The organism is Streptomyces sp. NPDC006208 (assembly GCF_040613775.1).
GTDB lineage: Bacteria > Actinomycetota > Actinomycetes > Streptomycetales > Streptomycetaceae > Streptomyces.
This window is the reverse complement of record NZ_JBEXSW010000019.1, coordinates 130,518-143,271: the sequence shown is the minus strand read 5'-3', so window position 1 is coordinate 143,271 and position 12,754 is coordinate 130,518. Positions and strand designations below refer to the sequence as shown.

The 12,754-nt window shown below is 71.5% G+C and carries 12 protein-coding genes; 4 read left to right on the top strand and 8 right to left on the bottom strand.

The window, feature by feature from the left end; all coding sequences use genetic code 11:
* Window positions 1–86: 86 nt before the first annotated feature.
* Both ABZ208_RS17940 and ABZ208_RS17935 read right to left on the bottom strand, forming a co-directional pair.
* On the bottom strand, window positions 87–887 hold the full coding sequence (locus ABZ208_RS17940) for a carbon-nitrogen hydrolase family protein (protein WP_356910418.1): 801 nt from the start codon (window positions 885–887) through the stop codon (window positions 87–89).
* A 46-nt stretch (window positions 888–933) separates the two neighbouring features.
* On the bottom strand, window positions 934–2,259 hold the full coding sequence (locus ABZ208_RS17935; protein WP_356910417.1) for an MFS transporter: 1,326 nt from the start codon (window positions 2,257–2,259) through the stop codon (window positions 934–936).
* A 122-nt stretch (window positions 2,260–2,381) separates the two neighbouring features.
* Here ABZ208_RS17935 and ABZ208_RS17930 point away from each other — a divergent pair, with 122 nt between their 5' ends.
* The gene (locus ABZ208_RS17930) at window positions 2,382–3,068 is read left to right on the top strand and encodes a DUF2848 domain-containing protein (RefSeq protein ID WP_356910416.1); all 687 of its coding nucleotides are present in this window, start codon (window positions 2,382–2,384) and stop codon (window positions 3,066–3,068) included.
* Between the two features lie 74 nt (window positions 3,069–3,142).
* Here ABZ208_RS17930 and ABZ208_RS17925 read toward each other — a convergent pair whose 3' ends face one another.
* The gene (locus ABZ208_RS17925) at window positions 3,143–4,882 is read right to left on the bottom strand and encodes a SulP family inorganic anion transporter (protein WP_356910415.1); all 1,740 of its coding nucleotides are present in this window, start codon (window positions 4,880–4,882) and stop codon (window positions 3,143–3,145) included.
* A 212-nt stretch (window positions 4,883–5,094) separates the two neighbouring features.
* Window positions 5,095–5,727, bottom strand: coding sequence for a carbonic anhydrase (locus tag ABZ208_RS17920; RefSeq protein ID WP_356910414.1), 633 nt, complete (start codon window positions 5,725–5,727; stop codon window positions 5,095–5,097).
* Window positions 5,728–5,976: 249 nt separating this feature from the next.
* Between ABZ208_RS17920 and ABZ208_RS17915 the strand changes: the two genes are divergently transcribed.
* The 3 genes from ABZ208_RS17915 (at window position 5,977) to ABZ208_RS17905 (ending at window position 8,691) form a co-directional block, all read left to right on the top strand.
* Window positions 5,977–6,777, top strand: coding sequence for a response regulator transcription factor (locus ABZ208_RS17915; protein ID WP_356910413.1), 801 nt, complete (start codon window positions 5,977–5,979; stop codon window positions 6,775–6,777).
* Window positions 6,774–8,231, top strand: coding sequence for an ATP-binding protein (locus tag ABZ208_RS17910; RefSeq protein WP_356910412.1), 1,458 nt, complete (start codon window positions 6,774–6,776; stop codon window positions 8,229–8,231). Before ABZ208_RS17915 ends, ABZ208_RS17910 begins: the two co-directional genes overlap by 4 nt.
* 106 nt (window positions 8,232–8,337) lie before the next feature.
* The gene (locus ABZ208_RS17905) at window positions 8,338–8,691 is read left to right on the top strand and encodes a cupin domain-containing protein (protein ID WP_356910411.1); all 354 of its coding nucleotides are present in this window, start codon (window positions 8,338–8,340) and stop codon (window positions 8,689–8,691) included.
* Between the two features lie 212 nt (window positions 8,692–8,903).
* Here the strand turns inward: ABZ208_RS17905 and ABZ208_RS17900 are convergent, their stop codons facing one another.
* The 4 genes from ABZ208_RS17900 to ABZ208_RS17885 form a co-directional block, all read right to left on the bottom strand.
* Window positions 8,904–9,392: a potassium channel family protein gene (locus tag ABZ208_RS17900; protein WP_356910410.1), complete on the bottom strand. Its 489-nt coding sequence runs from the start codon at window positions 9,390–9,392 to the stop codon at window positions 8,904–8,906.
* A gap of 250 nt (window positions 9,393–9,642) precedes the next feature.
* On the bottom strand, window positions 9,643–11,316 hold the full coding sequence (locus ABZ208_RS17895) for an acyl-CoA dehydrogenase family protein (protein ID WP_356910409.1): 1,674 nt from the start codon (window positions 11,314–11,316) through the stop codon (window positions 9,643–9,645).
* A 24-nt stretch (window positions 11,317–11,340) separates the two neighbouring features.
* A complete protein-coding gene (locus ABZ208_RS17890) occupies window positions 11,341–11,958 on the bottom strand; it encodes a TetR/AcrR family transcriptional regulator (protein WP_356910408.1) in 618 nt (205 codons plus the stop codon).
* A gap of 193 nt (window positions 11,959–12,151) precedes the next feature.
* A complete protein-coding gene (locus ABZ208_RS17885) occupies window positions 12,152–12,667 on the bottom strand; it encodes a GNAT family N-acetyltransferase (RefSeq protein WP_356910407.1) in 516 nt (171 codons plus the stop codon).
* Between the last annotated feature and the right edge of the window lie 87 nt (window positions 12,668–12,754).

Here is a 12,754-nt window from a genome sequence, read left to right as displayed (position 1 = left end):
CCGCTGCCGCCCACACAAACGACAGGCCGACCCACACCAAAAGGCCGCGGCGGCCGTCGACGGCCGCCGGGACGCGGGAGTCCGGCTCAGGCCCGGCCCAGCCTGCGGTTGGCCAGCACGGGCACGGAACGGCGTACCGATGCGACCTCCTCGATGTCGAGGTCGGCGACGAGCAGACCCGGTCCGGCTTCGAGGCGGTCCCGTACCGTCCCGTCGGGACCGACGAGCGCGCTGAATCCGATGCCGGTCGGGGCCTTCGACTCCGGCGCCGTACCGGACACCGCCGGATCGGCCTGGCCGACCGCCGCGAGCCAGAGCGTGGCGTCGAGCGCCCGGGCGCGGGTCAGCAGCTCCCACTGTTCGCGCTTGCCCGGGCCCGCGCCCCAGGAGGCGAGCAGCAGTGAGGCGACGGCACCCGCGTCGGCATGGGCGCGGAACAGCTCGGGGAATCGGACGTCGTAGCAGGTGGCGAGGCCGACGCACACGCCGTCGACATCGATGGTGACGACCTCGGACCCCGGGGCGACGGTGTCGGACTCGGCGAAGCCGAAGGCGTCGTACAGATGGATCTTGTCGTACGAGGCCTCGACGCCGGGACCGGTGGCCAGCAGCGTGTTGGTCACCTTGCCGTCGCCTGCCGGGGTGAACATGCCGGCGACCACCACCAGGCCGGTCTCCTGCGCCACGGCCCGCAGTCCGTTCGCCCACGGCCCGTCCAGCGGCTCGGCGACCGGCCCGAGCGGGATCCCGAAGCACGCCATCGTCGCCTCGGGGAAGGCCACCAGCCGGGCGCCGCTTCGTGCCGCGCGGTGTGCCTCGTCGCGCACGACGGCGAGGTTCTTCTCAGGGTCGGGGCCGGTGGTGATCTGGCTCAGCGCGATGCGCATGTGGATTCCCTTCCTGTGGTGGTGCCGGCTGCCAGGAGTGCCGGGCTCAGCCGGTGGCGACGGCGGTCTTCGCTTCTGCGGTGCCGGCCGTCGCGCTCTCCTCCTCGGGAGCGTTGCGGCCCAGCAGGAGACCGGTGATGGTGACGGCGGCGGCAACCACGATGTAGAGGGCCAGCGGGATCCAGGAGGCGTACGCGTCGAGCAGCGCGGTGAACATCAGCGGCGCGATCGCACCACCGATGAGACCGGCCAGCGTGTACGCGAGGGAGGAGCCCGTCGAGCGCAGACGCGGGTCGAACTGCTCGGCGATGAAAGCCGCCTGAGGTCCGTACATGAAGGAGTGGAGGACGAGGGCGACCACGACGCCGAGCGCGAGGAGCGTCCAGTTCCCGCCCCTGGTCATCGGGAAGAAGACGAACGGCCAGACGCCGGCGGCGGCCGCGGAGACCCCGTACACGAGACGGCGGTTGAAGCGGTCGGAGACGGCGCCGGCCAGCGGGATCAGGAAGATCTGGAGCGAGGAACCGATGAGGACGGCGGTGAGCGCCGAGCCCCGGGACATGCCCAGCTCACCCGTTGCGTACGTCAGCACGAAGACGGTGAACAGTGCGTAGAGCACGTCCGGGGCGACCCGGGAGAGGATGGCGGCGGCGAGCCGGCGGGGGTGGGTCGTGAGGACTTCCTTGACGGGGGCCGCGGGGCGGTTCTGCTCGGCTTCCATGGCCTTGAAGACGGGTGTCTCCTCGAGCTTCGTGCGGATCCACAGACCGAAGACGACCAGGACGCCGGAGAGCAGGAACGCCACGCGCCAGCCCCAGTCCAGGAACTGGGCCTCGGTCAGCAGTGCGCCGAGCGCGGCGAGCACACCGTTGGCCATCAGGTTGCCGGCCGGGGGACCTATCTGTGCGGCCGAGGCGTAGAAGCCGCGGCGGCGCGGGTCGCCGAACTCGCTGGAGAGGAGTACGGCACCACCCCACTCGCCGCCGACACCGACGCCCTGGGCGAAGCGCAGCAGCACCAGAACGACCGGGGCGGTCACACCGATGCTGGTGTAGGTGGGCAGCAGGCCGATGAGCAGGGTGGCGACGCCGATCAGCACGAGCGTCGTGATGAGGACCTTCTTGCGGCCGATCCTGTCACCGAGGCGGCCGAAGACGAGCCCGCCGAGCGGCCGGGAGACGTAGCCGACCGCGTACGTGGAGAAGGCCAGCAGGGTGCCCGTGGTGGGGTCCTCGGAGGGGAAGAACAGGTCACCGAAGACCAGGGCCGCAGCCGCGGAGTAGATCGCGAAGTCGTACCACTCCAAAGCCGTGCCGGTGAGGCTGGCGAAGAAGGCGCGGCGTACCGCGCCGCTGCTCTCAGGCTTGTTCACGTTGTCCGTCCTTGTGAGGCGGGATGTCGACCTTCCGGCATACTTCTTGTATACAGGTCGTATGCGCAAGCCCCAGGTGCAAAGTTCACCGCTCCGGTATTCGCGATCAACGTGGAGAAATCATGGCGCTGCTGACTTTCGAACTGCCCGACGGCTCGACCCGGGACGTCGACGTCGTTCAGGTGCTCAACGCCGGCTATGCCGGACGCAGCCAGGAGGACGTGGCCGCGCATGTGGCGGAGCTCGCCGAGCTGGGCGTACCCGCCCCCTCGGTCACCCCGGCCCTCTACCCGGTCTCCCCCTACCTCGCCCAGCAGACCGAACAGATCAGCGTGCAGCACAAGCGCACCTCGGGCGAGGCGGAGTGGGCGCTGGTGGTGGACGGCGCAGGCGAGCTGCTGCTGACCGCCGCCTGCGATCACACGGACCGGCAGCTGGAGGTGCACGGCGTGGCCTGGAGCAAGAACGCAGGCCCCGATGTACTCGCGCGCCGGGCATGGCGGCTGGCGGACGTCCAGGACCGCCTCGACGAGCTCACCCTGCGCGCCTGGGTGACCCACGGCGACGAGGAGACCGCGATCCAGGACGGCACGCTGGCCGAGCTGCTCACCCCGGCCTACTGGGCCGACGTGCTGCGAGAGCGCGGTGACCTGGTGCCCGGCACGGTCCTGATCTCGGGCACGATTCCCATGACGGAGGGCGTGGACCAGTTCGGCGAGCGCTGGCGAGTGGAGCTGGCCGACCCGGCCACCGGCGACGCCATCGAGCTCGGCTATGACGTCGTGCCGATGCCGGCGCCGATCGGCTGAACGGACGGCGCAAGGGGCGACGTGCCGCGCGGCGGCCCGTCGCCCCTCGTCGTGTGCGGCTGCTCGCGGCGCCGTCAGCGCATCCGCCCCCAGGTCTCGAACTCCTGCGCCGACAGCGGTGACGTCAGGGAATCGAAGGGCTCCGCGGGGCCGGTCGGTGCCCCGGAGTCACCGACCGGGGTCGGGTCGAGGTAGAACCACTGCGTCTGCGGCCCGGGCTCAGGGCCCGCCCACGGATCCGGCCGGGGCTCAGGGCCCGCCCACGCTTCCGGCCGGGGCTCAGGGCCCGGCACGTGCGCGGGCGCCCGGGCGCCGTCGGGTGCCGGATCCGCCTCGGGGGAGGCCTCGGCGGGAGCCGGCGCGTTCGGGGTGTTCGGGCGCAGCAGCTCCACCCGGATGTCCGCCCCCCGGTGCTTGGCCACGAACTCGTCCACCTGGCTGCGGCAGGCGTGGTCCCAATGAGCCACGCCGGTCAGATCGAGCCGTATCCGGGGCGTCCCGGCGGCGGCGACCGCCTCCAGGGCGTCGATCAGCTTCGGCAGCCGCAGGAAGGTCACATTGCCCGCCATGACCAGCTTCGCGGTGTCGCCCTCCACGCTGGTGCGCACCGACGCCTGGGACATCCGCAGCGCCGCCAGCACCACGCCCGCGGCGAGTCCGATCAGTACACCTTCGAGCAGGGCTGTGGCGACGATCGCGACCGTGGTGACCGTCATGACCACGAACTCGCCGCGGTCCTGCCGCCACATCTTCGGGAACTCCTCCGGCGCGAACAGCTTCCAGCCGCTGTGCACCAGGACACCCGCCAGGACGCAGATGGGGATGAGGGCGAGCACGTTCGGCAGCAGCAGGGCGAAGGCGAGCAGCCACAGGCCGTGCAGGGTGCGCGACAGCCGCGTCCTGGCGCCGGCCTGCACATTCGCGGAGCTGCGCGCGACGACCGCGGTCATCGGGAGCGCGCCGAGGGAGCCGCAGATGGTGTTGCCCACGCCCTGCGCGATCAACTCCGAGTTGTAGCGGGTGCGTTCACCGGTGTGCATCCGATCCACGGCGGCGGCGGTGAACAGGCTCTCCGCCGACGCGATGATCGTGAACGTGAGCACGGTGCTCAGCACCGAGCCGCCGGCCAGCGCCGCGAACTGCGTCGGCCCCGGAATCTGCACGGATGCCAGCAGATTGCCGACCTTGAGCGTGGCGATGCCGACCCCCGGCAGCGAGGCCACCGCCATACCGCCCGCCACCGCGACCAAGGCCGCCGGGACCTTCGTCAGCGGGCCCGGCAGTTTCTTCCAGACGAAGCTCAGCACGACGGTGGCGACACCGAGTCCGGCAGCGATCGCCTTCTGCGGATCGGCCACGGTGCGCGCGATCAGATCGGGGATGCCCAGCAGGTTCTCGACCGGCCTGCCGATCGCCTTGGAGTCGGCCAGCGGATAGGCCTGGCCGAACATCAGCGGCAGTCCGATCCCGGCCAGCATGCCCTGCACCACCGCGATGGAGATGGCCTGGAACATCCGCCCGAGCCGGACCAGCCCGAGCCCGATCTGCAGCACGCCGGAGGCCAGCACGATCACTCCGAGCGTGGCCAGGCCGTGCTCCAGTACGGCCTCCGCGACCAGTGCCGCCAGACCGGCCGCCGGGCCGGACACCTGAAGGGTGCTGCCGCGCGCCATGCCGATCACCAGGCCGCCGACGACCCCGGAGATGATGCCCAGTTCGGGCGGGGCGGACGAGGCCACGGCCACGCCGATGCACAGGGGGAGTGCGACAAGGAAGACGACGAAGGAGGCGGTGATCTCGGTGGCGAGATTCACCTTCTCTTTCTGTCCGGTGCCGCCCGTCGTTCCGCTCTTCGGCCGGCGGGCCGGTGCCTGCCGTGACCGGGTCGCGTCCGGGGGAGGGGCGTTGCCGTAGGGACTTCGTATACGACCCGGCTTGCGTCCGGAGCTCCGGCCGGCCCGGTGCCGGCCGCGGCCGCCGTGCCCCGCGGCGTGGTTTTCTGCCTCCTTCTGCTCCTGCCCCGGGCTCAGCATGCGTGCACCTGGAAGGAGTTGCCGTCCTCACCCAGCTCCTGAAGACGGCCGGTGTCCACCTCGTAGTACCAGCCGTGCAGCCTGAGCAGGCCTTTCTCAAGCCGCCGCTGGACCGCCGGGTATGCGCGCAGTGCGGTCAGCTGTGCCCGCACGTTGAGCTGTGCCAGCTCCGCGATCCGTGCGGCGAAGCCGGCGGCGTCGACAGGGCCGGCCGGTACGCGGTCCAGGGCGGACGCGAGCCCCGGCCTCGCCGACTCCAGCCAGGCATCCACCCGCGGCAGGGCGGACAGGTCCTTGCCCGAGGCCAGCGCGCCCATCGCGCCGCAGTGCGAGTGCCCGCAGACGACGATGTCGCGAACGTCCAGCACCTCCAGCGCGTACTCGACGGTGGCGGCCTCTCCGGACACCAGATGCGGCCGGTAGGCCGGCACGATGTTACCTGCGTTACGTATTTCGAAGACCTCGCCGGGACACGCACCGGTGATCAGTGCGGGTATGACGCGGGAATCGGAACAGGCGATGAAGAGTGCCTGCGGAAATTGCCCCTCGGCGAGTTTCCGGTATGTGTCACTTTCGAAATCCACGCGGCGCCGGAAGGAACGGGCGCGTTCGAGCAGTGCCTTCATGATGCCTCCTCAGACGGGTTGCTGGGGCCGGGAACTGGCTCAACACCGTAGAGAGGGCGAGGCAAGGCGAAGGTTAGGGGAAGGCTAGAGCCACCTCAGAATTGGATGCCGTGCTGTGACCTGCCTCCCAAAGTCCGTGGACCTGCCTGCCGTTGATTCAATCAAATGTACGGTGATCGTCCCGGATGCGGACCATCGGGAATTCGTGCTGTCAGGATTCACTCAGGATTCACGGGAAGACGGAACTCCATGACCCTGCGGGCCTTGCTCATCGAGGACGACGAGACGATCGCCGAACCCCTGGTGGAGGGCCTCGTCCGCTACGGACTGACAGTCGGTCATGTGTCCACCGGCGCCGCAGGACTCCAGGGCCCGTACGGCGACATCGTCCTGCTCGACCTGGGGCTGCCCGACATGGACGGCGTCGACGTCTGCCGCGGTATCCGCCAGGTCTCCGACGTCCCGATCATCATGCTCAGCGCACGCGGTACGGAGGCCGACCGCGTGCTCGGCCTGGAACTGGGCGCCGACGACTACCTGGCAAAGCCTTTCAGCGTACGGGAGCTGGTGGCGCGCATCCGGGCCGTGACCCGCCGCACGGCAGCACGGCCGGGCGCCGCACCCGAGTGGGGACCGGGTGCAGCGGCGGGGCGGGAGCATCCCGGCCCCGCACCGGATGCACTGCCCGAACCGGGGCCGGGGCGTGTACCGCGGCAGCCCTCCCGGACAGGGGCGCTGGTCGTCGACCGCCGCACCCGGCAGGTCTGGATCGGGGACAGCCCGATCGTCCTCACCCCCAAGGAGTTCGACCTGCTGGCTCTGCTCGCCGAGGACCCGGGGGCGGTCTACTCGCGCCAGGAGATCCTCGACCGGGTCTGGGATCTCCATTACCACGGTCCCACCAAGACCCTCGACGTCCATGTGGCCACCCTGCGACGCAAGTTGGGCGACCCCGCCTGGATCCAGACCCTGCGCGGAGTGGGCCTGCGCCTCGCGGTACGGCCCCACAGCGGCACCGGCCTCCCCCGGACGGAGCCGCAGCCCCGATGACACGGCGACTGCTGCTCAGCTATCTGACCCTGGCCGTCTTCGTCCTCGTCTGCCTGGAGATCCCGCTCGGCTACATCTACAGTCGCGCCGAGCGTGAGCGCGGCGTCAACGCGGCCACGGAAGAGGCGGAGTCGATCGCCGCCCACGCCGCCCTGTCCCTCTCGTCCGGCCGCTCCGGTGAACTCGCCGAGCGGGTTGCCGACTGCGCCGAACGCATCGGCGGGCGGGTACTGGTCGTCGACGGAAAAGGGACCCTGCTCGCCTCCTCCCCTTCACTCGGGCCCGGCCGGCGAGCCGGTCTGGCGCGGCGCCCGGAGATCCGCGACGCGCTGCGCGGCGGTGACGGTGCGACCGTACGGACGTCCACCATCGGCGGCGTGCAGTGGCTTTCGGTGGCCGTTCCCGTACGCCACGGCGACTCGGTCGACGGTGCGGTGCGCCTGGCCGTCCCCACCGACGCGATCGCGAAGAACGTCCTTCAGGTGTGGCTGTTGCTGGGACTGGGCGGGCTCGCGGTGCTCGCCACCGCCGCCATGGCCGCCTTCGCGCTGGCGCGCTGGATCGGCCGCCCGATCCTCGAACTCGAGCGCGCCGCCCGCACCTTGGCCGGCGGCAGTCTGTCCACCCCGGCGTCGGTGACCTCTGGCCCACCGGAAGTACGCAGCCTGGCCACCACCTTCAACCGTACGGCCGCCCTGCTGGAGCATCTGCTCGCGTCCCAGAGCGCCTTCGCCGGTGAGGCCTCCCATCAGCTGAAGACCCCGCTCGCCGCGCTGCGACTGCACCTGGACAACATGGAACCCGGCACCCTGCCCCATCTGCGCCCCGGCCTGAACGCGGCGATGACCGAGACCGAGAGGCTGGGCCGCATGGTCGAGGGCCTGCTCGCGCTCGCCCGGATGGAGGAGACGGCACTGACCCCCGAACCCGTCGACGTGGACCGGGTGGTGAAGCAGCGCATCCACACCTGGTCCCCCCTGTGCGAAAGGGAGGGTGTACGCCTCGTCCTGGTCGGCAAGCAGATCGGCACCGCTTTCGCGGTGCCCGGGGCGCTCGAGCAGATTCTGGACAACCTGCTCTCCAACGCCCTGCGCGCGGCCCCCACGGGCAGCATGGTCACCGTCTCGCGACGGCACCTCGCAGGCCGGGTGGAGCTGCATGTCCAGGACCAGGGCCCCGGCATGACCGCCGAGCAGCGCGGCCGCGCGTTCGACCGGTTCTGGCGCGCCCCCGGCGCCCCCAAGGGCGGCACCGGACTCGGCCTCTCCCTCGTCCAGCGGCTCACCCTGGTCAGCGGGGGCGAGGTCGTGCTGCTGCCCGCCCCGGGCGGCGGGCTGAGGGCCGCCGTGCGGCTCCGGCCGGCGATGCCCCGCCGCCCCGTCGGCCGACTGCGCCTCCCGCATCCGCGCCGCCGTCCGGTGGTCGGCGCGGGCAGGGGCACGAGGGACAGATGACCAGGCTCGTCGCATCGTGGCTCGTCACAACGTCGTCCCGGCGGGTGGGGAGGGCGGCAGTGTGTCCCTGGGCGGCATGGTCCGGGATGGCCTAGCGTCCCGTTCCATGACCACGTTCACCAGCTTTGCCGTACACGTCCCCGCCGCCGCCCTGGAGGCGGACCCGCTCGACCCGGCGCAGATCGTGCAGGGCACTCCAGAGGTGTCGGGCAAGGTGCTGTGGGAGTCGGAGGACGGCAAGCAGATCCGTGGCATCTGGCAGATCACCCCGGGCGTGGTGACCGACACCGAGGCGAACGAACTCTTCGTCGTGGTGAGCGGCCGGGCCACCATCGCCGTCGAGGACGGCGACACCTTCGACGTCGGACCGGGTGACGCGTGCGTGCTGCGGGAGGGCGACCGGACCACGTGGACCGTGCACGAGACGCTGCGCAAGGCGTACCACATCACCCTGCCCTAGCTTGATGGCGGATCTTCGGGTACTTCGAGACGCGTCCCGTCAACGGCATCGATCAATGTGCCGTCGAGTCGAACAGGACACACCTCTTGGGCCCGAGCTGAGCGTGTTCGCCGGTCACGCCTTGACCATGCCATCGGGCCACGGACCGGCAGTTGCGGGGACAACCGTCAGCCCTGATGGCAGGCACGCATCGCCGGGGTGCCCGGCCGCGCTCACCGACCTTCGCTTCCGTCGAGCAGGTGCTCGACGCGGTCGAACCGCTCGTGGAGTGCCCGGATTTCGGTGTGGAAGGCCTCTTCGCCCTCCCGGGTGTAGTGACGGACCGCCTCGCCCACCTCGTGCGCGTCCTGCTCCGCCTTGCCGACGAACCAGGTGGCGATGGCCGCGGTGACCATGCCGAAGGTGGTGATCCCGGCCACCATCACCACCGCGGCGATGACACGGCCCCAGGCGGTCACCGGGTACATGTCGCCGTAGCCGACCGTCGTGGCCGTCTCGACGGACCACCAGATCGCCTTCGGGAAGGACGTGATGGTGGCTCCGGGGGCGCCCTCCTCGACGGGAACGATCAGCGCCGATCCGGCGAGAAGCACGACCGCGGTGGCCAGTGACACCCACAGGACGGCTCGCATATGAAAGGTCCGCCACCACCGGCCGCCCAGCAGGCGGGCCAGGAAGAGCGTGAAGAACGACTGCTGCACGGGCAGAGCCTCCGGGCCACGGACGAGATCGTGTGGGCGAGGCTACCGGGCACACGGAGCACGGCGGGATCTGACACTCGCCGACCGTCGCGGCCGGTCGGCCTGCGCTCGGGCACCAGGCGGCCTCCGCCGGTGGCACGCACTCGCTCCCGGCGTGACGCAACCTCCCGTCGGGCGCCATCAGGACGGCGTCGTGTCACACGTCCGTGCGGGCCCGGGGCGAGGCCCGGGCCCGAAACGGGAAGCGCGCTCAGTCTGTCGCGCCGGGCACGCGTGCGATGACCGCCGCGAGGTCGGCCCCGGTCGGCAGGGTGCCGAAGGCCAGCCCCCGGTCGCCGGCAAGCCGGGACGCGCAGAAGGCGTCCGCCACCGCGGCAGGGGCGTGGCGGACCAGCAGGGAGCCCTGCAGCACCAGCGCCATGCGCTCGACCAGCCGCCGGGAGCGCAGCGCCGCGTCCTCGGTCAGCACCAGCTCGCCGCGCAGCTGCCGCCATGCGTCGTCGAGACGCGCATCCGCACCGGCGGCGGCCTCGATCTCGGCGCGGAACGCCTCCAGGGACTCGGGCTCACGGGTCAGGGCGCGCAGCACATCGAGCGCGTTGACGTTCCCCGAGCCCTCCCACAGGCCGTTGAGGGGGGCCTCCCGGTACAGCCGCGGCATCCCCGACGCCTCGTCATAGCCGTTGCCGCCGAGGCACTCCAGGGCTTCGGCGACCGCGGCAGGCTGCCGCTTGCACACCCAGTACTTGCCGACGGCCGTGGCCAGCCGCAGGAACGCCCGCTCCTGGGTGTCGCCGCGCTGGGCCCGGTCGGTCGCTCCCGCGATCCGCAGCGCGAGGGTGGTCGCCGCTTCGGACTCGAGCCCCAGGTCGGCGATCACGTTGCGCATCAGCGGCTGGTCGATCAGCTTGGCACCGAACACGGAACGGTGGCGCACATGGTGGGCGGCCTGTGCCAGAGCGGTACGGATGCCCGAAGCGGAACCCAGGATGCAGTCGAGCCGGGTCATCGTGACCATGTCGATGATGGTCCGCACCCCCTGCCCCTCCATGCCGACCAGCCAGGCGACGGTGTCGTCGAACTCGGGCTCGCTGCTGGCGTTGGAGCGGTTGCCGAGCTTGTCCTTGAGGCGCTGGATACGGAACGTGTTGCGGCTGCCGTCCGGGAGCACCCGCGGCACCAGGAAGCAGGACAGCCCTCCCGGCGCCTGCGCCAGCACCAGGAACAGGTCGTTCATGGGGGCGCTGGTGAACCACTTGTGCCCGCGCAGCCGCCAGGTGCCGTCCGGCTGCTCGGTGGCGACCGTGGTGTTGGCGCGTACGTCGGTGCCGCCCTGCTTCTCGGTCATGCCCATGCCCGCAAGCAGCCCGCGCTTGCTCGCGGGCGCGCGCAGACCGGGGTCGTACGAGCGGCTGGTCAGCAGCGGCTCGTACACGGCGGCCAGCTCGGGCGCGGAGCGCAGGGCAGGGACGACGGCGTAGGTCATCGACACCGGGCAGCCGTGCCCCTGCTCGGCCGAGCTCCACACCATGAAGCCGGCCGCGCGCGCCACATGGACGCCCGGCCGGTCGTCCGCCCACGGCGCACCGCCGAGGCCCTCGCTGATGGCCACGTCCATCAGCGCGTGGTACGAGGGGTGGAAGTCCACCTCGTCGATGCGGTGCCCGTAGCGGTCATGGGTGCGCAGCACCGGCTCGTAGTGGTTGGCCTCCTCGGCCCAGCGCCGGACCTCCTCCGAGCCGGCCAGCCGGCCCACCCGGTGCAGGTCGTCGACGTACCACTCGGCGCCCTCGCGCCGCACACCCTCAAGGAGCACGGTGTCGTCGGCGACATCGTGACCGACCAGCGGCGGCGCCTGGTTGGTCACCTCGTGGGTGCGAGCGGTGGGGTTGCTGCGCAGTGCGGCATCTGCTGTTGCGGTCATCACGGTCCTCGGAAGTCGTCGGGGTCACTCGGTGGGTGTGGCGCCCGCGCAGCGCAGGGACATCGCCACCAGTTCGGTGACCAGATCGCCCGCGGCGGTGCCCTCGGCAGGACCGGACAGCGGGTCGACGAGCACCTCGCCGATCGCTCCGGTCAGTGCGGCGGCGGTGACGTCGGGGTTCTGGTCGGGGAGCAGGCCCGCGCCGATGCCCTCCCGGATCACCTCGGCGAACACCTCGCGGTAGCGGCGCCGGTACCCCAACCGCTCCTGGCCCACCGCCGGTTCGGCCGGGGCCGCGAGCAGGGCGTGGGCCAGACCGCGGTTCTCCATGGCACGGCGGGCGAAGACGCTGACACCGAGCGCCAGCCGCTCGACCGGGTCCCCGCTGCCCTGCCTGAGCACCTCGCTGAGCACCTCGACCTCCCGTCCGGACGCGCGGCGGAAGACCTCGACGGCCAGCGCCCCTTTGGAGGGGAAGTGCTGGTAGACCGAGCCGACCGACATGCCGGCCGCGGCGGCGACCGCGGTGACGGAGGCGTTCGCCCAGCCCACGTCGGCGACCACGGAGGTGGCCTGGGCCACCAGGTGCTCCCTGGCGGCGGCCAGCCGGTCCTGCACGGCGGGTGTCTTGCGGTAGGCCATGCAAACAAGTGAACCACCGTTCAGAACTTCGCGCCAGCCCCGCGCACGGCCCGGTCGGGCCCGGTCGCCGACGCCCGGACACGGCCGCCGGCCACCCCGCCTGGGGCAAGGTCCCGCGTGAATTCCTGCCGTGAGGCGCCAGGGCCCAGGCGGGCGCGGCGGTCCGAACCGCGCAGCGCCCGCCGCCGGACCGCTACAGCGGAATCTGGATGGCCAGGACGGGTCCGGTCGCGCGGGTGCGCGGCGCGTCCAGGTTCTCCAGTACGTGGAGCATGGGCGCGTTGCCCGCGGCGACCGCCGCGGTCAGGGTGTGATGTCCGGCCCGGCGGGCCACCTGGGCCGCGTGTGCGGTCAGCGCGGTGCCCAGCCCTTTGGACTGCCAGGCGTCCTCGACCAGCACGGCGAGTTCGCCCACCCCCTGCTCGTCGGTACGCATCACGTTGGTCATCGCGATGATGCGGTCCGTGTGCTGTTCGGTGGTGGTCACCAAGGTGGTGCCGCGCTGAGGGTCGGACAGCACCCGCCAACCGGCCGTGGTCAGTTGGGGCTTGCCCGCGTGATAACGCAGGGCCCGGCTGATCGGCGAGCAGCGGTGGTGCAGTGCCTGGATCGGTCCGAGGTCGGCCGGGGTCACCTCCCGGGTCCGGGTGGTGGTGCCGTCGTTCAGCGTGATCGGGTGTGCGATGCCTGGAGAGCCGGCGTCGGGCATGCGGCGCGTCTCCTCACGTTGCGAACGGGGGTGGTGTGCGGCGGGGCCTCGTCGGGCGCCGTCCGCCTCGGCACGAGAAGTCTTTTC

Coding starts and splice junctions, on each gene's coding strand:
- ABZ208_RS17885 (WP_356910407.1), bottom strand. CDS start 12,667: ATGCCCGACGCCGGCTCTCCAGGCATCGCACACCCGATCACGCTGAAC.
- ABZ208_RS17930 (WP_356910416.1), top strand. CDS start 2,382: ATGGCGCTGCTGACTTTCGAACTGCCCGACGGCTCGACCCGGGACGTC.
- ABZ208_RS17895 (WP_356910409.1), bottom strand. CDS start 11,316: ATGACCGCAACAGCAGATGCCGCACTGCGCAGCAACCCCACCGCTCGC.
- ABZ208_RS17890 (WP_356910408.1), bottom strand. CDS start 11,958: ATGGCCTACCGCAAGACACCCGCCGTGCAGGACCGGCTGGCCGCCGCC.
- ABZ208_RS17940 (WP_356910418.1), bottom strand. CDS start 887: ATGCGCATCGCGCTGAGCCAGATCACCACCGGCCCCGACCCTGAGAAG.
- ABZ208_RS17905 (WP_356910411.1), top strand. CDS start 8,338: ATGACCACGTTCACCAGCTTTGCCGTACACGTCCCCGCCGCCGCCCTG.
- ABZ208_RS17915 (WP_356910413.1), top strand. CDS start 5,977: ATGACCCTGCGGGCCTTGCTCATCGAGGACGACGAGACGATCGCCGAA.
- ABZ208_RS17920 (WP_356910414.1), bottom strand. CDS start 5,727: ATGAAGGCACTGCTCGAACGCGCCCGTTCCTTCCGGCGCCGCGTGGAT.
- ABZ208_RS17910 (WP_356910412.1), top strand. CDS start 6,774: ATGACACGGCGACTGCTGCTCAGCTATCTGACCCTGGCCGTCTTCGTC.